The sequence below is a fragment of the Paenibacillus favisporus genome, from assembly GCF_040545415.1.
Lineage (GTDB): Bacteria > Bacillota > Bacilli > Paenibacillales > Paenibacillaceae > Paenibacillus_AQ > Paenibacillus_AQ favisporus.
This window is the reverse complement of record NZ_JBEPLV010000006.1, coordinates 424,449-446,046: the sequence shown is the minus strand read 5'-3', so window position 1 is coordinate 446,046 and position 21,598 is coordinate 424,449. Positions and strand designations below refer to the sequence as shown.

Below are 21,598 nucleotides of genomic sequence, written 5' to 3'. Positions count from 1 at the left end.
TTGTAAAAACGGGGAGTTCAATTAGCTATAACGCAATATTACAATTCATAATGGAAAACGTCTTTCATCGTTTCAAGGCAGCTTCTCATCCCGGTGCTTTTGCGGCAGACGGAGGCGGATCGAGCGGTATCCGGATCGTGACGGCGGTGCCGATGCCCGGTTTGCTGAACATGGACAACCCGTATTCCCCGCCATAAGTGAGCTTGATGCGGTCATCCACGTTTTTGATACCGTAGCCGGAAGCGCCGGGAACGCTGTCGCTCTTTTGCATTGCCTGGTCCAGCTGTTCTGCCGTCATCCCGGCGCCATCGTCAATAACCTGCAGCAGCATGTCATGCCCGTCCCGCTTCAGCTTGACGTTTATGTTAACGCCCGACTCGTCCCACATCGCGTGGTTGATGCAGTTCTCGATAAAAGGCTGCAAAATCAGCTTGATCGTCGTCCGCTGGAACAGCTCTTCATCGAGGTCGTAGTGCATATGCAGCTTGTCCCGGAAGCGGATGTCCTGAATCGCCACGTAATTTTTGACGAGATTGATTTCCTGCTCCACCAGGATGATCCGCTTTCCCTTGTTCAGCGACACCCGGTAGTACTTGGCCAAATAGTTGACCATGCGGTAGACCTGCCCCGCCCCCTCTTTCAAGGCCAGCGAAGAGATCGACGACAGCGTATTATACAGAAAATGCGGATTGATCTGCGCCTGCAGCGTGTTCAGCTCCGACTCCTTCATGGCGATTTCCTTCACGTACACATCCTGAATCAGGCTCTGGATCGTTGCGGCCATTTTATTGAAGGCAAAGGACAGCTGGCCGATCTCGTCATGCCCCATCGGTTTGATGGAGAGGCGGAAGTCGCCCCGCTCCACCTTGCGGATCTGCTGCAGCAGCACCTCGATCCGTTTGGTCAGCACCTTGGTGGTAAAATACAGCAGCAGAATGGCGATGCTGATCGTGATCGCGGAGAACCAGATGATTTTTCCCGTAGCCTTGTTCGTGTTGGACAGCAGCTCGTCATACGGCACGGTAATGACCGTACTCCAGCCGTTGCTCAGCTTGTTATAGGTGAAAAAGCGCTCCTGCCCGTTCATTTTCAAGTCAAAATGACCCGATTTCCCGCCCAGCTCCTTTTGAATGGGATAGAGGTCGTACAGCAGGCTGGAAGCCAGGTTCTGATCCCCCGTGCTGATGATCCTTCCGTTTTCGTCGATAATGTAGACGCTTTTGTTGTTGTTTTCCATCTTGATGAGGGAGTACAGCTCGTTGTCGCTAATGTCCAGCGTTAAAATCCCGTAGGGATGCTGGAGGCTGAAATAGCTCAGCGAACGGGCCAGCGTAAAATGCGCATCCGGTGCCGTGTAGTCGTCCGTATGGGTATACACGGTGCTTCCGGCGGCTTTCAGCGCCTTTTCCTTGATTTCGGCGGGCAGCTCCTCCATATATTTCACATACTGGCCGTCGGAGTACAGCGTTTTGTTGCCGGTAAAGATCGTGATGTTCTGAATGTTGGAATTCAGCGTCATCAGCGAAGGCAGCGTGCGGTTGATGTATTGAAAAGCGTCCAAATAATAAAACGCCTGCTCGTAATCCGTCGATAAATAATTGCGCAGCTGGGCATCCATGTACAAAATGTTCGACAGCTGGTTATAGTAATCCAGCCGCTTCTCCACGTTGGTGTTGATCTGGGCCAATGTCACATTGAGCGCGGTATACGTCTGCTTCGTAATCGTGCTGCGGGTCGACGTATACGAATAATAGATCAGAATGGAGAACGGCAGAATAATGACGATCAGAAAGATGAGGAAAAATTTGTGCCGCAGGCGCGGGCGGGCAAGCCTGCCTGTCCGGGTGAACGGAATGCGTGCGGCGATTTTATCCCAGAAGGAGATGTTTTCGGTATTCATTCGGCGTGACTCCTTGGTTTTTCACGAATAAGGAAATAAAGTAGGACGTGCTCTCGTAACCCACCATCTGGGCGATGTCCTGCACCTTCAGCGATTCGTCGGCCAGGTAGCTTTTGGCCTTGTCGAGGCGGATTCGGGTCAGGTAGTCGTGAATCGTCATCCCCGTTTTCTCTTTAAAAATGGACCTCAGGTAGTTCGGCGACAGGTACACCTGGTCCGACAGGCTGTTAATCGTAATCGGCTGATGGAAGTTCTGGTCAATCATCGTCCGCACCTGATGCACCAGCTTGGCGTTCTTGTCCGCAAACCGCTGCCGGACCGAATCCGCCGCCTGCTTGGCGTAGTCCATCACCAGCGCTTCAATCTCGTAAATGGTTTGACAGCCGTACACGGTATGGTACAGTTCAGCACGCTTATGGCTTTCCACAATCGGCTCGTGAATGTGCTCCAGCAGGTGCTCGATCCAGCCGATGGCCGCGCCGCACACCTCGTTTTTAACAACCCTCAGCGCCACCAGCTTGGCGATCTGCTCACTTAAAATCTCACCCGCCCGTTTCAGATCATGCCCGTCCAGCGCTTCGATCCATTCCTTCTCCGCAAGCGCGGGCGCCTCACCACCCTTGGACTGCTGAACGTCCGCCGGCCCGATGACTTTTCCCTTTCCCGTGTAAAATAGCTCCGCTAATATGACCCGTGTTTGCCGGTACAGCGCCTGAATTCCCGTCAGCAGTTCCTCCTGCGGTGCCGCGGCGATCGTTACCGTAAGATGCAGCGATTGCCGGATACGCTCCAGCAAGTCGTTCCAACCATACTCACCCGGCTTGGCCGCAGCGTCCATAAATAGGCCCATCTCGCCTTCTTTGAACAGGACGATGTCGGCGTCCATTCGTTTCTCGGCCAGCCATTCCCCGACCAGCTCGGACACCTGGTCGCGTCCGTCTTCCACGGATACGCTTTGTGCCTCGGCGCTGATCCCGTCTAGCTGCAGCAGGGCCAGCGCATACCTCTGCCCCTCCGGGTGGCGGGATAGCCGGCGAAAGCTGGCGGCCAGATTTCCGGTGCGCTCCGCATCGGATTCATGAACGATCTCCTTCAAAATATGGGAGCGGGTCACGCGGATCGAGCGGTTCTTCATCCGCACTTCCTCGCATTGATGCTTCACTTTATCGATAACGCTTACAATTTCGCTGAGATCGAGCGGTTTCAGCAAATACCCGACGGCCCCCACGTTCAAAGCCGATTTGACGTAATCAAATTCGTCGTGTCCCGTCAGGAACACGAGCTGCATCCAGTCATAACGCTCCCGGATATGCCGCGCCAGGTCGAGGCCGTTCATCAGCGGCATCTGCACGTCGGTCAGCACGATGTCGGGCTGGATCGCCTCGATCTTCTCCACGGCATCCCGTCCATTGACGGCCGTGCCTGCGACATAGAGCCCCATTTCTTCCCAGCGGATATAGTCCCTCATCATCTCAAGCTCCAGCTCTTCGTCGTCTACCAGAAAAATGCTGTACATGGTCTACCCCTCCAGTCCCCTTTTGCTAACGTTTATATAGAAATGAACTAAAGAAAGTCCTTTTCTGACACGGAAATGCCCCGTGAATCACGCGATAACGATAGAAAACTTTAGTTCCTTCTATATTATAGTGGTTTCCCGTTACTTAACTAAGGGTCCTCACAAATGTAAGTCATTTTCAAGCATCTTTCGTTACAATGGCGTATCGACACTCATTTTTTGCGGGTTTTATAATTTGAGTTAACTTAAGATGCGAGGTGCCCCCTATGAAAACCGAACTGGCTTTACAGAAAAGATCGGAGTTCCCGATCCCCCGGCGCAAGCTGTGGGTGACCGTCAAACAACAGAAGTATCTGTTCCTCATGATGCTGCCCGCGATCGTCTGGGCGCTCATCTTCGCTTATACGCCCATGGTGGGGCTGTACATGTCCTTTGTCAATTACCAGCCGACGCTGGGCGGCTTCTGGCATACGTTGTTTCACAGCGAATTTGTCGGATTCAAGTGGTTCCAGTACTTTTTCAACAACGGCGACTTTCTCATCGTCATGCGCAACACGCTGGCGTCGACTTTAATTACACTGCTGTTCTCGTTTCCGATGCCGATCCTCATTGCCATCGCCATCAACGAAATCCGGAGTGTTCGCTTTAAAAAGACGGTGCAGACCGCATCGTATCTGCCTTATTTTATTTCCTGGGTTATCGCGGCCAATATTATCGTAACGCTGCTGTCCTCGGACGGCGCCATCAACGGCATATTGAAGTTTCTGCATATTACGCGTGAGAGCGTTTTATTCCTGCAGCACGGCTCCTACTTCTGGTGGATCGTCGCGATCGGCAACACGTGGAAGGATATGGGCTACAACTCGATCATGTATCTGGCCGCCATCTCCTCCATTAACCAGGAGCTGTACGAAGCCGCCAAGGTCGACGGTGCCAGCCGCTTCAAGCAGATCCGTTACATCACGCTGCCGCACCTGAAGCCGACGATCGTCATTTTGCTGATCCTTGCCCTCGGCGGCATTCTAAATGCCGGCTTTGACCAGCACTTCCTGCTCGGCAACGATTTGACGCGCGACTACTCCGATGTGCTGTCGACCTATTCGTTCCGCTACGGTATTCAGAACGGCATGTTCTCTTACGCCTCGGCCGTCGGTATGTTCAGCTCCGTCGTCGCTTTTATCATCGTCATCATCGTCAACGGCATCGCCAAGCGGCTCAACGGCCAGTCTTTATTCTAATCGACCCGGGAGGTTTACGATATGAAAAACAGCAAAACGGTCCCCGAGCATCTGTTCGATGCCTCACTGTACGTCTTTTTGGCCATCATCTTCCTGGCGACGTTCTATCCGTTCTGGAACATCTTCGTCATTTCCCTGAACGACGCGACGGACACGTTAAAAGGAGGGCTGTATTTCTGGCCGCGCGTGCCGACCTTTGAGAGCTACATGACCATCTTCCGTAACCCGGAAATTTGGAGCGCCATCAAAATCACCGTGCTGCGGACGATCGTCGGCACGGCCGTGTCCATCTTCTGCATCTCCATGCTGGCCTACGCGCTCAGCAAACGGAACCTGATCGGCTGGAAGTACTTCTCCTTCTTTTTCGTGTTCACGATGTATTTCGGCGGCGGCCTGATTCCGACCTATATGGTCATCAAATCCGTCGGGCTGATCGATTCGTTTTGGGTGTATATTTTCCCCGGCCTGATCGGCGTGTTTCTGATGATTCTCGTCCGGACCTTTATCGAGCAAATCCCCGGTGAGATCGAGGAATCGTCCAAAATCGACGGTGCGAACGACCTTCAAATCTTTTTCCGCATCATCATGCCGCTCTGCGTTCCCGTGCTGGCTACCATCGGGCTGTTTCTGGCCATCGGCCACTGGAACTCGTGGTACGATTCCTACGTGTACACCTACAAGCCCGAGCTGAAGACGCTGCAGGCCGTGCTGGTCAAAATCCTGAACCAGTTCCAGACGGCCAGCATGATGTCCGACGCCCAGCAGCTGGCCCAAAGCTCCAAGCGCATCCCGGTATCGAGCGAAAGCATCCGGATGGCGGTGACCATGGTCGCCACACTGCCGATCATTCTGGTATATCCGTTCGTGCAGCGGTATTTTGTGAAGGGGATCATGATGGGGGCGATCAAGAGCTGAGGAAGGACTGGGTGTGTGCGGGGATGGCAAAACCGAATGTGGTAAGTCTGTGAGTGGATTGGATATGGCCGAGCTGCCGTAGAGTAAGTGGAGGAAACCCAGACGTTCGTGCGTGGGAGGGGCGGGATTGGGGTTTCAGCCGCTGTTGAGACCGGGTTCCTTGGAATTGATAAGGTGGTTGGAACCCGGTCTCAAAGGCGGCACGTAGACTTTCCACCCCAATTCCCGCCTCCTCTTGGAACCACTTTTCCGTTGACATCCACGTTTGTGAGGCCCTTCCCCCTCTCTTGATGGGAAAGGAATAGGCTCGTTCCGGACCACTTTGGCCGTGAACTCGCCTGAGAATAATCAGCGCCTGGCCCCTGGCCAGGCTGCTTTGTGTTTGGCACGGCGAACTTGGCTGGACTCGGAAACCACAAGACCAGGGATGATTGGCGAAACCCAGACGTTAGGCGAGTGGGATGGCCCTCTTCCCCATCTCTCGATGGGGAAGGAATAGGCTCGTTCCGGACCGCTTTGGCCGGGAACTCGCCTGAGACATCAGCGCCTGGCCTTTGGCCAGGCTGCTTTGATTTGCTTAAAGCCATTGTTTTATTGCATCCATGTTTAGAGCAAAGTTTGAAAGACATCATGTCATCTTGGTTTCGCTCCCTTTAGTTTAATCACCGGCCGTTAGGCTTGCCACCTGGAACATGCGGATCATATCGATCACCTTCTCGATCATGCTTCCCCTGTTAGTTCAACTGGAGGCTCCGCCAGGCGCACCGCACCGCCGGAGTAGTTGAACTATCCGAACAAGGAGGAACGCGCAGCGGCAAATCCTTGTTCGGATATCAGGGTATGATAGGCTTGTGTAGGAGGCATGTTCAACCCCAGGGCCGGAATTTCGGAGTAGCCGAAATCAACCATTCTCTAAAAATAAGCCGACGGCTGAAGGCTTCTCATATAGAGTGTTTCCCTGAAACAAATCTGACTCGATAGGTCGTTTCTTAGGTTGCCTAAGACAACCTGATTTAATAGAAACAAATTATCGCTTGATTTATGCCTCTCATTATTTATAGAATTGGGAGTAAAAGTAAATTTTCAAATCCGCGGCATACTTACGTGATTGGTCAGAACGAAGGGGGATGAAGTGATGAAACGACTCGTATACCTTGCGGCCGCCTTCCTCATCGTGGTCGGCTTGGGGATTTTCTACTTTTCACCAAAAAACTTTACGCTCCAAGAAGCTGTATTGGATAAGCTCGATACCAACAATGTTGCGTCCATTGAAGTTATCAAACGCGAGCAGCAGGGTGAGCACACCAAAAATGTAACGAATTCGGAAGAAATCAATGAAATATTGAACTCACTTTCTGCGGCGAAATTAAAAAAATCCAGAGCATCTGACATTCAATTTACCGAATCCTACTGGATGACCCTGAAAACAAAGGACAAGGGAAGAGCTTACGGGCTGACTCTCTATGACAACGACTATATAAATACTTTCGAATACAACGCCGCCGTGCCTAAAAATTCATCTAGGTCATACAAAATTACGAACGACTTCGATGCTGCAGCTATCCGAAATGCATTTAAATAACTGTTGTTTGCATGACCGCCCCCTTTTATTGTGAAATGAAAAGCATTTGCCTCTTGGCCACCTCAGTGAGGATGAAATCCGTCCTTCCTCAATGGACAATTTCATACTTTGTCTTACAAAAGAAGGACTCGATATATATATTCTCCTGCTGGCGGATCTACTCTAAAATCCCTGTATCTAGTACTAATCAAAATATTTTTACTATATATAGAACTCAACAGTTAGGAAAAAATATGTACTTCTGTCCACCATTTAAAAGACAAAACCTGAATTTGTTCATCATATGTAGACAGTCTAAAATAAATGTGAACTCGCTTTATCACAGACCATTCAGCTATCCCCTGTATAATCCAGATTTTTGGACTATCCGTTGCCCCCACCCGACGGTTCGGTCATCAAACGGGATGTTACCGATATTTGCTTCAGGAAAATTCACCTAAGTTGAACAGCACGTTTTCCCGCCCTCCCCCAACTTGTGGTAAGATGTCAGTAATTATGGTATGGGCGGTATACCGCCTGTCATGATCCTTACAATTCCGTTCTACAGATGATGCACCCACCACTAAAAAGGAGGACAATCATCATGAAGAAGCTGCTTGACCACTTGTAACGTGAACTCGTCGTTCGCTGGAGTATCCGAATTCGTGGACCGCCTCTTGTAAGCATGACCCCAACTCCAAATTAATATGAAAAAGGGAGGCTGTACCCGGGATGAGAAGCGAACGAGAAATGTTGGATTTGATTTTGAATGTAGCCAAAAGCGACGAGCGTATCCGGGGCGTTGGGATGAACGGCTCGCGCACGAATCCGAATGCACCGAAGGATGTTTTCCAGGATTACGACATTGTGTATATCGTGACTGACGTGGGGTCTTTTATCCAGGATCCCGACTGGGTTCACGTATTCGGCGACCGGATCGTCATGCAAAAACCGGAGGAGATGAAGCTCGTTCCTCCGGCTATGGACGGATTTTATCCGTATCTCATGCTGTTCACGGATGGCAATCGGATTGACCTGACCCTTTGCCCGATCGATAAAAAGGATGACTGGAACGGCGGTGACCGCTTGGCCTTGGTGCTGCTCGACAAAGACCAGAGCCTGCCGCAGCTGGCAGAGCCTACGGATCAGGGGTATTGGGTACAGCAGCCGACCGCTAAATTATTTGCCGACTGCTGCAACGAGTTTTGGTGGGTCTCGCCCTACGTCGCCAAAGGCTTGTGGAGACAGGAGATCCTGTATGCGCTCGACCATTTGAACATCATCCGGGAGATGCTGGTCAAGATGCTCGAATGGCAGGCCGGCGTCTTTACCGGATTCTCGGTAAGCACCGGCAAAAACGGGAAGTACTTAAAGGGGTACATTCCCGAATCGAGCTGGGAACAGCTTTTGGCCACCTATCCAAAAGGCCAATACGAAGATGCTTGGAACGCGCTGTTTACTATGACCGACCTATTTCGCAGCACGGCGCAAGAAGTGGCAGCGAAATTCGGCTTTGCCTATCCAAAAGAAGATGACCGCCGGGTGACGGCTTACCTGGAGCGTGTCCGAACACTGGAACCCGGGGCCGCTGAAATATTCCCGCCAGGTCGTGAGCCAGGTAAAGAAGCGTAGGTACAGCACATGCTAACGTTTTTCCGTAACGGTCGTGAAATAACACCAAAAACCAGCCGGAACCCTGACGGGGGTCGGCTGGTTTTTTTCTAGAACGTGGCTGAGGCGTACGTGTCCCGTCCAGAGAGAGACATGCTATGCCCTTTTTAATGGCTCAGGATTCGCAGCACCTGCAGTCGCGTTCCCAGACTCTCCACGTCTTTTCGCCCTGTGTTTCTGATCTCCACCCGCATTTCGGCCGGTTCGGAACCAGTAGCCAGCATGATGATCACGGGTCTGTAAGCCAGCTTACACCAATCGTCGAAAAGGTTCACCTCTTGAAAAGGGCCTCCGTTCACGGCGTATTCCAGAATGCCGGAGTCGGGGCCCATAAACAGGCAGAGTCCCGTTCCGCGGCCAGTCACGATATAACTGAGGCTTGCTCCTTCGTTCAGCGCCTCCAAGTGACCGTCATCGAACCGCCAGTTCATGACCGGCTTGTGCTGAAGCCCGTTGTAGTCAAATCCTCTTTGGCTTAAAATGCTGTCCGCCCGGATCATCCGTCCGTACTCGTAATTCCCCGCTTCCAAAGGCGGGAGGGAAAGGACATCCCTTCCAATGCTGGTAGCATGACCGGTTTCAGCTGTCGCATCCGCTCTTGTCTCAAAGAAAGGCTCAAGGAATTCCCGGGCAAAGCCGGCATACAGCGCGTGGCCCTCGTCATTCGGATGGACCCCATCCGGCGCGAGTTCCCTCCATGTCCAGAGCCCCTCCTCCATGCCCTGCTGAATGGCGGAGGCGTAGTTGACGGAAGGGATGCCGTAATACGCGGCGACCTCCTCGTGTACTGCGATGTTGAACGGGACGCCCGGTCCTAAATTTTTGTCCGCCGCGATATAGACAAAGCAAAGGTCCGTCTGCGGCGAGCGCCGCTTGCAGCCGCGGACGATCCCCTCCATGCCGCGAATCGACTCGCTGCGGTCCGTCCCGTCGTTGACGCTGAATTCGACGAGCAGAAGATCGACCGGCCCGTGCTCCAGGACATGCTCCTGCAGCCGGTGCGCGCCGAAGGTCGAGTCGGTGCCGCCGACGCCGGCGTTGATGCAGGCCACCCGGCCAGCGCCGTGCCGATCCTCGAGCCAGGTCTGTGTCAGCCCACGCCAGCTGGTCTTATCCGCGTCCGAAGCTCCAGCTCCCTCCGTGATGGACCCGCCAAGGAAAGCAACGGTTACGGGCAGTCCCTTGCGAATCTTATCCTGAAATGCGGGTAGACCGCTCCGGGTATGGATGATGGGTTGGGGATACGCATGCGGATGAATCGGCTTAGAATGCGGCATGGTCCCCGGCCCCCTCTGCCTGTCGTTCTTGCCATTCCTGCCGCTCCTGCCGTACTTTCCGGGGTTCGGAACTCCCGCCTCCCGTTTCCGCTGTCCCAAGCTCCATTTCCAGCCGGTTGACAAGTTTGATGAGCTGCATCGGTTCGCTGATCGTATAAGCGGGCTGCTCGGACTCGTCTGCAGGCGTATGGGGGTACCTTGGCGTCCAGCTTTGAAAAACGCTGATGATGCCGAGAGCGTTCGCTCCCTTGATATCCCTGCTTAAATTGTTGCCGACCATGACGGTGCGGGCAAAATCCGCTTCGGACCCGTTCAGCGCGCCGATCGCCGCTTTAAACATCCGCGGGCTCGGCTTGGTGGCCTTGATCAGCTCGGAAATGATGAGCGCATCGAAATAATCGTGCAGGCGGTGCTGACTCAGCACGTTTTTGAAGGATTGTGCATCTCCGTCGGCCACGAGCGCAAGCGTAAAGCCAAGCGAATGCAGCGTCTTCACCATCTCCGCAGCCCCCGGAATCAGGTCGGCGCTAACCACGATTCCGTCTTCGTCACGAACCTCGGTAGACTCGTCCACCAGCGTATCCCCGCTGTCCAAAAAAACGATCAGTCTTTTCTTGTCGATGACGTCCATCTCCTTTATTCCTCGTTCTATTCGTCTGTCGGAGCCACCATGAAGCCGACCGAATTGTCAGCCATTTCAGCTCCGCTGCAGCGTTCCAGCTTAAAAAGTCCGTCAGGGTACAGCCCATGAAAGAGCCCGCCCGAATACAGCCCGTCTTTGCTGCCAGCCTTCCCTGCAAGCAAAATCTCATTTCGGCAAAAGGCCAGTCCTTCCGTGCTCCGCGCCGACAGCAGCACGGCATGAGCCATTCTGAACCGGTTATCCTCGATCCGGATGTTGCGGTGGACCGGTAGGTCCGGTACGTCCGGCACGGAAGGCTCATTCTCGGGAGCGATCCGGATCACCGGATGCTCCTCTCCGCCACAGTCGATAAATTGGTTGCCCGCAATGCGCACATCCGTGACAGCGCCTGATTCGTACCAGGAATTCGCGTCGCCCGCAACCAGAACGGCACTCATGTTCATGCGTTCAAACCTGTTGCCCTCTATGACTGTTCTCCGCGGCGACGACACCAGTATGCCCCGGGTCGGTATTCTGGCAAAATGGTTTCTCGCAATCACGACCTCCGGCGTCCAAGTCACATTTTCAATCACATCATGCTCCCCTATCGATGCTGGGGCCGGCTGCTCCAATGTCAAAAGCAGCTCGCGGGGATCGAGCATCTCCATGGCGGCGATCCGCCCGAAAGCATACGATGCAAGACTGTGCGCATTGACAAAGGCAATCTCGTCTTCCGAAAAGAAAGCGCGGAAACCATACGTTTGCGGATGCATGAATCGAACCCGCACTTGATCGGGCGCCGGCTGGCCGACGATACGGAGGTATGTGCCGTGAACGTTGATCGCATCGTCATGGGCTCCGGCAAACTGGCTGTCCGTGATCGAGACGCGGCCCCGGCAGCCTGAACAATGGATAAAATCGGCGAAGCCCGCCACCGTTCTCCCCGTCTCAGGGCGCGGCGTCACATTCAGATCGGCGAAGGTCAAATCTGCGCTAAACTGGCCGACGATGCCCAGCCCATGCATAAAATGAAGGCCCATGCCGATCAGACGGATCCTCTCGCATTCCAGGATCAGCACGCCGACCTGGTCACGAATACCGTCTCTCATTTGTACGGTCATTCCAGGCAAAACATGCGGAGCGGCTTCCTCGCCAAAATGAAACCGCAGCCGCCGGCTGCCGATCTCCTCAATGCGCTCAGCCCGTGAAGGCCAATCTTCCACACGCCAGGTGGCATTTTGGACCAAGTCGCAGTGCTGTACCGGCCCTTCCCGGAATCTCCATCCTTCACCGACCCAAGTGAGACGTCCGTCTTCCAGTTCATAATGTGAATCCCGATGGACGCAAACATCGAGCTCATGATCTCCGCGCCGCTCCACGGTCATCTCGGTCACGGTCGGCACCACATAGTCGAAGCGCAGGTTGCGGATTTCGATATCCGTGCAGCCGTCCAGCAGCAGCATCGTTTGCTTGCCGTGGATCACAAAAAGGGAACCGTTCCCCTCCAGCGTCAGCCGGCGAAGCCCTTTTAGCAGCAGCGCGACCGTCTTCGTAACGTCCGGGTTTTCCTCCTCGCTGGCCGTATTGGTAATATGATAAGCCGCCCTAACGGCATGCTCCGGATAAAAATGATATGTTCCAAGTGGGATGTCCAATACGACAGGGCCATCATGCGAACCGGCTGCCTCGAGCGCAAGCCGCATGGCCGCCCCCGCATTGGCCTGTAAGCCCTCAGCGTCGCCAAAGTCCGCCAATGATATCATTTTGGCCGTAGACGAACGCGGATTTCCAGAATCAATCATGCCTTGCTCCTTTCGATGCGTTGTCTGCTCCATCCTTGAATATTACAATCGCAGCCCGTGTTGCAAAAATAAAGGAAAAAGCCGAAGATGCCAGTCTGTTATAGAACCGGCATCCCGCAAATGAACCAGCAGGCTTTGCCGGCCGCCGGTTCCTTGTTATATCGTATTATTTTGCTAACTTATCATAAGCCGTCTGCAAAATTTCCAGGTAACGGTCCAGCTGCAGGTCCTTCAAGCCTTTCACATAAGCATCCCAGTCTTTGTCCAGGTCTTTGTTGCCGGTGACGAACTGCAGTTCATTTTGCTCAATGTAATTTTTCAGGTTGGTCTGCAGCATACTGGCTTCGTCGATTTCAGTCGGGTCGATCCAGACGGACCAAATCGGGAAAATTTCTTTAGGCTCATGTCCTTGGTATAGAAGCGTAGCGTTGTACAATCTGCGTTCATAGCCGTCCGAAGCGTAAATATCGGTGCCTTGTACCCAGGTGTCGCGGTATTCTTTCGGCATGTAGAAATGCCCCATTCCGCTCCATCCCGCATTGTGCGGCTGCTCGCCTTCCTTCGTCGGAATCGTTTTGACCATCGGCTTGACGCCTTCACCAAGCGCTTTGTCTCCCGGCTCCGGATCTGTCCAATCGATGCCCTTCATACCGGTTCCGGCATTGGTTTGCCCTTCGGGCGTGAACATATAATCCACCATTTTAATTAATGCGATCTGCGCTTCTTTGCTTGCTTTATTCGTAATCACGAATTTGGCTCCGGAAGTGACGCCCCCGGCATCATGTGTGGCATACGAGACGCCGTTCGGACCAGTCAATGGCGGCAGCGGGTTGTAGTGTGCGGAACGGGTGTTGCCCGGGTCGATATTGACAAAGATGGCCGGGTGCATGCCTGCTCCTGCGCCAAGAATTTCAGCACCGGCATTTTCGCCGACTTTTTTGAAGGCCTCAGCATTTTGCGTAAACGCGCCCGGGTCGATCAGCCCTTCATCATAAAGGGACTTCACGTATTTCAATCCTTCCTTCCACTCCGGCGTAATGGCTGCGGACTGCACCTTGCCGCTGCTCATCGTCAAATAGTTCCGGTCATCGTCATAGATAAAGCTGTTCATCAGATACGGAATGATGCGGACGCCGAAGTCCTCTGTCGAACCGCTGAGCGGAACTTCGTCGGCTTTGCCGTTGCCGTTGGGATCCTTCGTTTTAAAAGCCTTCAGAACCTCTCTGAATTCCTCCGTGGTCTTCGGCTCTTGAAGATTGAGCTTTTTCAGCCATTCCGTATTGAGCCACATTTTGTTCGGATAGGAACAGTGGAAGCATTCGGTATAAGCCCCAAGCCCATAGATATTGCCGTCAGGGGCCGTGACAAGAGCTTTCATTTCAGGACTCTCTTCCATCGCCTTTTTGATGTTGGGCCCGTACTGGTCGATCAGATCGTTCAGAGGAATCAGCACCCCTTGCTGCCCGTATTTCAGAACGTCAGCCTGTGAAAATTCATCGATGTAGGCTGTCAGCAGATAAGCATCGGGGTAATCGCCGCTTGCCAGCGAAATCTGGCGTTTCTCCTTGGCTCCGTCAGAAGGGTTAATCTGCCATTTAAACTGAATGTTGAATTTGTCCTCGACGAATTTGGTAAACTTGTTCGTCGGAATGTCGATTCCCGATTCCTGAACGGCGAACACGCTGACCTGTACAGGTTTCGACGATCCTCCGTCAGCTGCGGTACCGCCTCCCTGTGCGCTGTCCGGGCTATCTGTCTTTTTGCCGGAGCAGCCGCTGATGACGATGAAGGTGGCCATCAGCAGGATAAACATTCGGATTAGGCTCTTTTTCAATCGAATCGCTCCCTTTTTAATAGTTCTGCAGCAAGCTTGTAATGCCTTCCGGGCATTTAAGGCAGCACCACCTCCTTGTTAAAATGAACTTCATATTCATATCCGACGGACCGGACAGCACAGCACGTTATCCTTTGACCGATCCGACCAGCATCCCCTGCACGAAATAGCGCTGCACGAACGGGTAAATGACAAGCACCGGAAGGGTCGCCACCACGATCAGCGCATATTTTAACAATTCGGCTAGCTGCTGTTTCTGCACCATCGCCATGGCGTCCATTGTTCCTCCCGAGCTGTTGTTTTGGATAATGATGCTCCGAAGGACTAACTGCAGCGGGAACAGGTCTGCGCTTCTGAGATAGATCAACGCATCGAAGTAGGCATTCCACTGCCCGACGGCGTACATCAGCACCAGAACGGCAATGATCGGCTTGGACAGCGGCAGCACAACGCTTCGGATAAACCGGATATCGCTGCAGCCGTCGATTTCGCTGGCTTCCAGCAGTTCTCCCGGAATCGACGATTGAAAGAAGGAGCGGGCGATAATCACCTGCCATACCCAGATGGCATTGGGAATCAGCAGCGCCCACCTTGTGTCGATCAAGTGCAGCTCTTTAACGACCATATACGTGGGGATCAACCCGCCGCTGAAAATCATCGTAAACGTGATGATCATCATGAATACGTTCCGCCCGAAGAGGGACCTCCGGGACAACGGGTAAGCAATCATGACCGTCAGCGTGACGCTGATCAGGGTGCCTGCCGCCGTATAAATAATTGAGTTTAAATAGCCCGTCATAATTTCCTGCCTGCTGAACAGCACGCGGAAGCCCTCAAACGAAATGTCGACCGGCCACAGCCATACCTTTCCAGAGGTGACCGCCGCCGGACTGCTGATGGAGCTGCTTAAGATGTAGACGAGCGGATACAGAACCGCCAGGACGACCAAAATCAAAATGGTGTAGACGATGCCTAAAAACAGGCGGTCGCCCTTCGACTCCTTGATTGCTTTTCTTCCTGCGAGTTGAATGGTCATACCTTTGCTCCTTCCTTACCAAATGCTGTTGTTCGTCAGCCTCTTCGCCAATCCATTTACGGTCAGCAGCAGGATGAGGTTGATGACGGAATTGAACAGGCCGACGGCCGTGGCAAAGCTGTAGTTTGCATTCAGCAATCCGATCCGGTATACATAGGTTGCGATAATTTCCGAATTCACCTGATTCAGCGGGTTTTGCAGAAGATATACTTTTTCAAAGCCGATCGCCATGACGTTGCCGACATTCAAAATCAGAATGATGACGATGGTCGGAACGATGCCCGGCAAATCGACGTGCCAGATTTTCTGGAACCGCGAAGCCCCGTCCACCTTGGCTGCTTCGTACAAGGTCGGATCGATGCCCGCCAGGGCCGCCAAATAGATGACCGCACTGTAGCCGGCCGTCTGCCAAATGTCGGACCAGACATAGATGGAGCGGAACATGCCCGGGTCGCCCAGAAAATTCACCGATTCAAGCCCGAAATAATTCAGGACGACGTTGGCGAAGCCCAGCCTTGGGGACAGGAACAGCATGACGATCGACACCATGACCACCGTGGAAATAAAATAAGGGGCAAAGGTGACCATCTGTACGAACTTCTTGAATCTCTTCCCACGCAATTCGTTAATCATCAGCGCCAGAATAATCGGAATCGGAAATCCGGCAAGGATCAAATAACCGCTCAGCAGCAGCGTGTTTTTGAGCAACGTCCAAAACAGCGGATTTTTAAAGAACAGCTCAAAATGCTTGAAGCCTACCCATGGACTGCCCCAAATCCCCTTAATGACGTTATAATCCTTGAATGCAAGGACTGCGTTAAGCATCGGGTAGTATTTGAAAATAAGGAAAAATAACAGCGGAGGAATCACGAGCAGATAGAGCTGCCAATGCTTCTTCATGCTTTTACCGGCAGTCTGCCAGTAACTGACCTTGCGCGTACTGCTTTTGCGCTTCATTGGAATTGCGGCTTGCTTGTTCAGAATAATAATCCCCCCTATGCCATCAGCGTGGATGCGTGATGAAATGACAGCGTTTTCTTTCTTGCTTGAGCATAGTGGATCAAACGGGCGCTTGAACAGGTACACTTCGGTCGTTTTGCATCCAATTTCCCCTTTTTCGGGGGTCCATCGCTCTAAGCGCTGTACATATTTCCGCTTTAGCTTCCGCACGTACAAAAGCCGCATCGTCCTCAAACGGATCCAGCGGCTTTTCAATCGTTAGTGCTATTCGTCGAGCGTTTGCCTGTATACACTCGGCGTGACGCCGATCAATCGCTTGAACGCCCGGCGGAACGAATGGGAGCTGTTGTACCCCACCCGGGCGGCGATATCGTCGACCGTATGATTGCTTTCTTTGAGCAGTTCAGCAGCTTTCTCCATGCGCACCTTGATCAGATGGTCCGAGTAATTGACCCCGGTTACTTCTTTAAATAACTGAGAAATGTATTTTTCCGGACGTTCCACATATTCGGCCACCCGGTACAGGGTCAGATCGGGATTGGCGTACATTTCCTCCGTGTACTGGTACATCCGCTGAACCAGTTTGGCGTGGGAGTCTTTTTTCTTGTTAGCGATATAGCCGCACAGCGTGGCGGTAATGCTCTTGATTTCCGCCTGAACGGAATCCAGCGGCTCGGCCGGGCCGATGTCGATGACCCTCCGCTTCACGGTTTCAACCATGTTCGTCTCCTGGAAAACCTTCTGATCGAGCAGCTTGAGGAAAGTTCCTTTGATCTCGCCGACGAGCTGATGCTTCATCTCGACAGACAATTCGCGCCTTGCGATATTTTGCTCGAAAATGCCGTCGATGATTTTCCCGGCCTCCTCCTCTTCCCCGGCCCGGATCGTACTTGCGAGGCGCTGCTCCGCGTCGAGCGGGTAATAATACGTCGTGTTTTCGATGCGGGCTTCATGATTCCACAGCATACCCTTGGAGTTCACAAACACGGCATATTCCAGCGCCTGCTTGGCCTGCTCGAACGATTGGCTCACATCCATCAGCGTCTCAAAGCCCTCGCCGAAACCAGCCTGGATGGAAACCTTGTATTCCTGGAACAGATGCTGGATCAGCTCTTCCATCAGCGCGGTTATCCGCTCCTCCTCGTCCTGCCCGGGTTCCCGGTTCTCGTGCGAGAAAAACAAGACGACAAGCTTATCGGATCCAAGGTCAGATACCGGCAGCGGACCCGCGATTTCCAGCAGCGCTTGTTTCACAAGGAGGCGTGTGGCGCTGAGCTCATTCAAAATTTCCACGCTGTCCATACCCGAGTATCCGTTAATGCAGAGAATGCCTGCATAACCGCTCTCCTTTTCGAGTGAAATGTTGGCCTGTTTGGCCGCCGCCACGATGACATCGTGCGATTCGAATTCGCCTGCAATGAGGCGCTTAATGAAAGCGTCGCGGACCAGCGGAAGCTGAAGGGTCAGCTCGCCTTCGAGCTGTTTGTTTGTCTTGATCATATTGGCAATATTGCCGCTAAGAAAATCATACGCATTCCTTTTCTCCAGCTCGTCCCGGCCGAACTGTTCTTTGATAATGCCGATCATGCTTTGGATCGGAACGCTGTGACGACGCGCCAGCAGCAGCCCGACCAGCAGGCCGATCAGCATCGTCCCTCCGGTAAGGATAAAGGTTGCGCGCTTGATCTTGTTGGCGTTCTCCATGAGGGTGGTCCGGGGAATGCCGGCCTGGTACACCCATCCATTCTTGTCCGAACGGGTTGTGATGACCAGGTCATCCTTATAAAATTGGCTCGTTTTATTGGCATCAAAAGCCGGGTCATCCTTCAATTTGTCCACATACGACGGAACGCTCCCTTGGAGCGCAAGCGTATTTCCTTGACTGTCATAGATGTGCACCCATCCGCCAAATCCTTTGGTCAGACCTGACAGCAAACCGGTTATGGTTTTTTCGTCGATCATGACCACCACGCTCGCCGGCGAGGAATCGTTGAAGCTGTCGAGCGGCAGGGACTGCATAAATGTAATGACGGAAGTACCCATTCCCCTCTCCGTATAGGCAGTCAACGGCTTGATTTCGCTGCGGTGGGTCTTTAGCAGCACTTGGGTCTTCCATTCGTCAAACGACATATCGTCATAATGAAAATATTCATAATAATGCTCCGGCCGAAAAGTGGAGCCTGAAGTCAGGATCAAATCATAATTGGCCAAATAAATGAAATAGTTTTGAAGAAAATCGTTGGTTTGCCCAAAGGTCAGCACGTTCCGCATCGCCTTCCACAAACCGTACACATCCTGCACTTGATGGCGGTCGTTCATCAGCATATTCACTTCCTGGCTGATGGCGATTTGCCGGGTCATGCCTTCCACCTCCGCCATCCGGTGCTCCAGCAGCTCCTGGCTCTTTTCCAGCTGAATCAAGCTGTTATCGATCGAGATTGACTGTGTAACGGATATCGAGGTGAGGTAAGAAATGTAACCGCCCACACAGGGGATCAGAAGAATGACGATATAAGAAATCAGAAAATTTCGAAAAACGCTGGAACGTTTCAGCATGATATCCCCCTTGTTTTGATAGCGCTATCATTTTGTGGGTTGAAAGATGCATGGCCTGCTCATGCAGCGTACATTCCATAATAAAGCCTTGATCGCAAATTTGTATAGGTACACTCCAGCCAAAAGGTACATTTTTCCCTGTTTTGCGGTTAGAATGCAGCATTACCAGTCTGAGGAGGCCGTAAATCATGATTTGTTGATATAAAAAAGGCAACCGCAGCCCGAACGGCTGCAGTTGCCTTTATGCCTAAAGTTCACCGAAGCTCGGCGCGGCTCAGCTTGTTCGTCCGGCAGCCGTATTCGCGGCGAGCGCTCCGTCCAGCGTATGCACCTCGCCGGCGGTTAAATTCAGCGCCACGCTCCGATCCCCGCAGTATACCTGAACGGTTCCGCCCGACAAGGCCTGTATCCGGGCCTGGACAAGCTTGCCATGTTTCCATGCCAAGTCCACTTCCATGTTTCCTTTGGCCCGAAGCCCCCGAACTTCCCCGTCCGGCCAGCTGTCCGGCAGCGCCGGCAGCAGATGAATTTCCCCCGCATGGCTCTGCAGCAGCATCTCCGTGATCGCAGCCGTCCCGCCGAAGTTGCCGTCGATCACGAAGATGTTCGTCTCGGCCCCGGCGATCCCCGACTTGGAATAGGTCAGCATGTTGTCCAGGCACAGCTCGCCGATCAAATGGGCGATATGATGCTCGGCCTGGCTGGCGTCATGCAGCCTGGCGAAGAAGAGGCCGAATAAGGCGGCGGTAAATTCCACATCCTCAAGGTCGATGCGCTCCATGCGGTTTTGCAGCGTTACCCGCGACGCCTCAGCCAGTGCCGGCGTATGATGCGGCGTGATCTGGCTGCCGGGATACAGGGCAAACAGATGGGCCAAATGGCGGTGCTCCGGCTGCGCTTCGCCGTAGTCCTTCAGCCATTCCTGCAGCTGGCCGCGCCGGCCGACCTGCAATGGAGGCAGCAGTGAGATGGCGTGCTCCCACTTCCGCTGCAGCTCGGCGTCCACGTCCAGTTTTCGGGCTGCATTCAGACAGAAAGTGAAGAGATCCCGCACCAATACCTGGTCCATCGTCGGACCCATGGAGAGCTGCTGCGCTCCTTCCTCCGGAGACCCGGGATAGAAGCTGTTCTCCGGCGAGTTGGAAGGCCCGGTCACCAGCCAGCCGAATTCCGGATGCACGGTCATGTAGTCCAGGAAAAAGGCCGCGGCTGCTTTGAGCACCGGGTACGCCTCTTCAGCCAGGAACATGTCGTCCAAGCCGTATTCATAGTGCTCCATCATATGGGTCGCGAGCCAAAGGCCGCCCGTCACGTTCAGCCCCCACGACGTCTCCCATCCGGGCGAACAGAAGCCCCAGACGTTGGAGAACACGTGGGCCACCCAGCCCTCTGCGTCGTAATACTGCCGCGCGGCCGACCGGCCGGCCTGGGCGAGCTCCCGGACGTAGCGCATCAGCGGCTCGTGGGAATCGCCAAGATGGGCAATTTCCGCCGGAAAATAGTTCATCTGCGTGTTAATGTCCAGATGATAGTCGCAGCTCCAGCCCATCCGGCACGCTTCACCGTCATTCCAGATGCCCTGCAGGTGCAGCGGTAGCGGCGAGTCTTGGCGCGATCCGGCGATCATCAGATAGCGGCCGTACTGGAAGAAGATCGCGAACAGTGCCGGATCATCCGTCTGGCCCGCCCGGAATCGGCGCATCCGCTCATCGGTCGGCAGGCCGGCCGCCGCTGACGTGCCGAGATCCAGCCGCACCCGCTCCAGCAGCGGCCGGTAATCGGCGGCATGGTCCGCCTTGAGCCGATCATAGCCTTTGCCAAGCGCCTGCTCCAGCTGGCGGAAGCCCGCATCCCTCCATGCATCGTCCTGCTGGCGGTAATCCGTGTGCACGGCGGTGTACACCCACACTTCCTCCGCCTGCTCCACCCGGATCATTCCGGACGAAGCCAGCATGCTGCCGCCGCGGGCCTGGACACGTACCGCTCCGCTGCAGGACACCCCGCATGTTCCGTCACTGTGCACGGTTTCCACCGCTTTGCCGGCGAAGGCCAGCATGTCCGGCTCCCGGGCTTCACTGCCGAATTCCTCCGTGCGGCCCTCGAGCCGGAGGGTGAACGATAGCCCCGCCGGGTCCTCGCTCCACAGCCGGGACACCATCAGATCGTCCGCATGGGAAATGAACGTCTCCCTTTCGAACCGGTATCCGTTCATTGTACCGGCGGAGCGCGCCTCGGCCTGCTGCAAATCCAGCTCCCGGCGCATTTCCGCTCCCCCTTCCGAGGCTGCCGCAGGCCACTCCAGAATGATGTCGCACAGGCTCAAATTCGTGCCGAAGTTGCGCTTGGGCGGCTGCAAATGCTCCTTCGCCAGCTTGTCGCCAGCGGCATAATCGCCCGCAAAAAAGCGCTCACGCATCCGCTCCAGATCCTGCTTCGTATTGGAGCGGCCGTGGCAGGGCTCCGCTTGTCCCGACCAATAAGTGACCTCGGTCAGACTCCAAACTTCCTTGTGCGGAGCCGATATAATCACGCCGCCTATTCTGCCGTTCCCGAGCGGCAGTCCCTGTGCCCAGCCTGCCGCAGGGCCCTCGTACCAAAGCTTCAAGTCATTCATCCGATATCCTCCACCACAATTTATTTGCGAATTCATCCGCTTTTCTTACTGAATACTATTCCGGAACCGTTGATTTTATCGTATCATTTTGATGTA

Annotated in this window: 14 protein-coding genes; 4 read left to right on the top strand and 10 right to left on the bottom strand. The window is 53.8% G+C overall.

Annotated features, from left to right (window positions below):
- Positions 1 to 85 precede the first annotated feature (85 nt).
- Both ABID47_RS25955 and ABID47_RS25950 read right to left on the bottom strand, forming a co-directional pair.
- On the bottom strand, positions 86 to 1,900 hold the full coding sequence (locus ABID47_RS25955) for a cache domain-containing sensor histidine kinase (RefSeq protein WP_354501101.1): 1,815 nt from the start codon (positions 1,898 to 1,900) through the stop codon (positions 86 to 88).
- On the bottom strand, positions 1,869 to 3,416 hold the full coding sequence (locus tag ABID47_RS25950) for a response regulator (protein ID WP_354501099.1): 1,548 nt from the start codon (positions 3,414 to 3,416) through the stop codon (positions 1,869 to 1,871). Before ABID47_RS25950 ends, ABID47_RS25955 begins: the two co-directional genes overlap by 32 nt.
- Positions 3,417 to 3,682: 266 nt before the next feature.
- Here ABID47_RS25950 and ABID47_RS25945 point away from each other — a divergent pair, with 266 nt between their 5' ends.
- The 4 genes from ABID47_RS25945 to ABID47_RS25930 all read left to right on the top strand — a co-directional run bounded on the left by ABID47_RS25945 (position 3,683) and on the right by ABID47_RS25930 (position 8,762).
- Positions 3,683 to 4,654: an ABC transporter permease gene (locus tag ABID47_RS25945; RefSeq protein ID WP_354501097.1), complete on the top strand. Its 972-nt coding sequence runs from the start codon at positions 3,683 to 3,685 to the stop codon at positions 4,652 to 4,654.
- Between the two features lie 21 nt (positions 4,655 to 4,675).
- Positions 4,676 to 5,569 (top strand): carbohydrate ABC transporter permease, encoded by an 894-nt coding sequence (locus ABID47_RS25940; protein ID WP_163881234.1) that lies wholly within the window; start codon positions 4,676 to 4,678, stop codon positions 5,567 to 5,569.
- A gap of 1,135 nt (positions 5,570 to 6,704) precedes the next feature.
- A complete protein-coding gene (locus ABID47_RS25935) occupies positions 6,705 to 7,151 on the top strand; it encodes a DUF5301 domain-containing protein (protein WP_354501095.1) in 447 nt (148 codons plus the stop codon).
- Between the two features lie 711 nt (positions 7,152 to 7,862).
- Positions 7,863 to 8,762 carry an aminoglycoside 6-adenylyltransferase gene (locus ABID47_RS25930; protein WP_354501093.1) on the top strand — a complete coding sequence of 300 codons (900 nt, stop codon included), beginning with the start codon at positions 7,863 to 7,865 and terminating at the stop codon, positions 8,760 to 8,762.
- 146 nt (positions 8,763 to 8,908) lie between these two features.
- On the opposite strand, the gene ABID47_RS25925 is transcribed toward ABID47_RS25930, so the two are convergent.
- The 8 genes from ABID47_RS25925 to ABID47_RS25890 form a co-directional block, all read right to left on the bottom strand.
- Positions 8,909 to 10,078, bottom strand: coding sequence for an SGNH/GDSL hydrolase family protein (locus tag ABID47_RS25925; protein ID WP_354501091.1), 1,170 nt, complete (start codon positions 10,076 to 10,078; stop codon positions 8,909 to 8,911).
- The gene (locus ABID47_RS25920; RefSeq protein WP_354501089.1) at positions 10,065 to 10,709 is read right to left on the bottom strand and encodes an HAD family hydrolase; all 645 of its coding nucleotides are present in this window, start codon (positions 10,707 to 10,709) and stop codon (positions 10,065 to 10,067) included. The genes ABID47_RS25925 and ABID47_RS25920 overlap by 14 nt, the downstream gene beginning before the upstream one ends.
- A 17-nt stretch (positions 10,710 to 10,726) precedes the next feature.
- On the bottom strand, positions 10,727 to 12,502 hold the full coding sequence (locus ABID47_RS25915; RefSeq protein WP_354501087.1) for an alpha-1,3-galactosidase-related protein: 1,776 nt from the start codon (positions 12,500 to 12,502) through the stop codon (positions 10,727 to 10,729).
- A 166-nt stretch (positions 12,503 to 12,668) separates the two neighbouring features.
- Positions 12,669 to 14,336 (bottom strand): extracellular solute-binding protein, encoded by a 1,668-nt coding sequence (locus ABID47_RS25910; protein WP_251678817.1) that lies wholly within the window; start codon positions 14,334 to 14,336, stop codon positions 12,669 to 12,671.
- A 127-nt stretch (positions 14,337 to 14,463) separates the two neighbouring features.
- Positions 14,464 to 15,372, bottom strand: coding sequence for a carbohydrate ABC transporter permease (locus ABID47_RS25905; protein ID WP_076175564.1), 909 nt, complete (start codon positions 15,370 to 15,372; stop codon positions 14,464 to 14,466).
- A gap of 15 nt (positions 15,373 to 15,387) precedes the next feature.
- Positions 15,388 to 16,329: an ABC transporter permease gene (locus ABID47_RS25900; protein WP_354501085.1), complete on the bottom strand. Its 942-nt coding sequence runs from the start codon at positions 16,327 to 16,329 to the stop codon at positions 15,388 to 15,390.
- A gap of 267 nt (positions 16,330 to 16,596) precedes the next feature.
- The gene (locus tag ABID47_RS25895) at positions 16,597 to 18,888 is read right to left on the bottom strand and encodes a helix-turn-helix domain-containing protein (protein WP_354501083.1); all 2,292 of its coding nucleotides are present in this window, start codon (positions 18,886 to 18,888) and stop codon (positions 16,597 to 16,599) included.
- A gap of 274 nt (positions 18,889 to 19,162) precedes the next feature.
- On the bottom strand, positions 19,163 to 21,502 hold the full coding sequence (locus ABID47_RS25890; RefSeq protein WP_354501081.1) for a glycoside hydrolase family 95 protein: 2,340 nt from the start codon (positions 21,500 to 21,502) through the stop codon (positions 19,163 to 19,165).
- Positions 21,503 to 21,598: the final 96 nt, after the last annotated feature.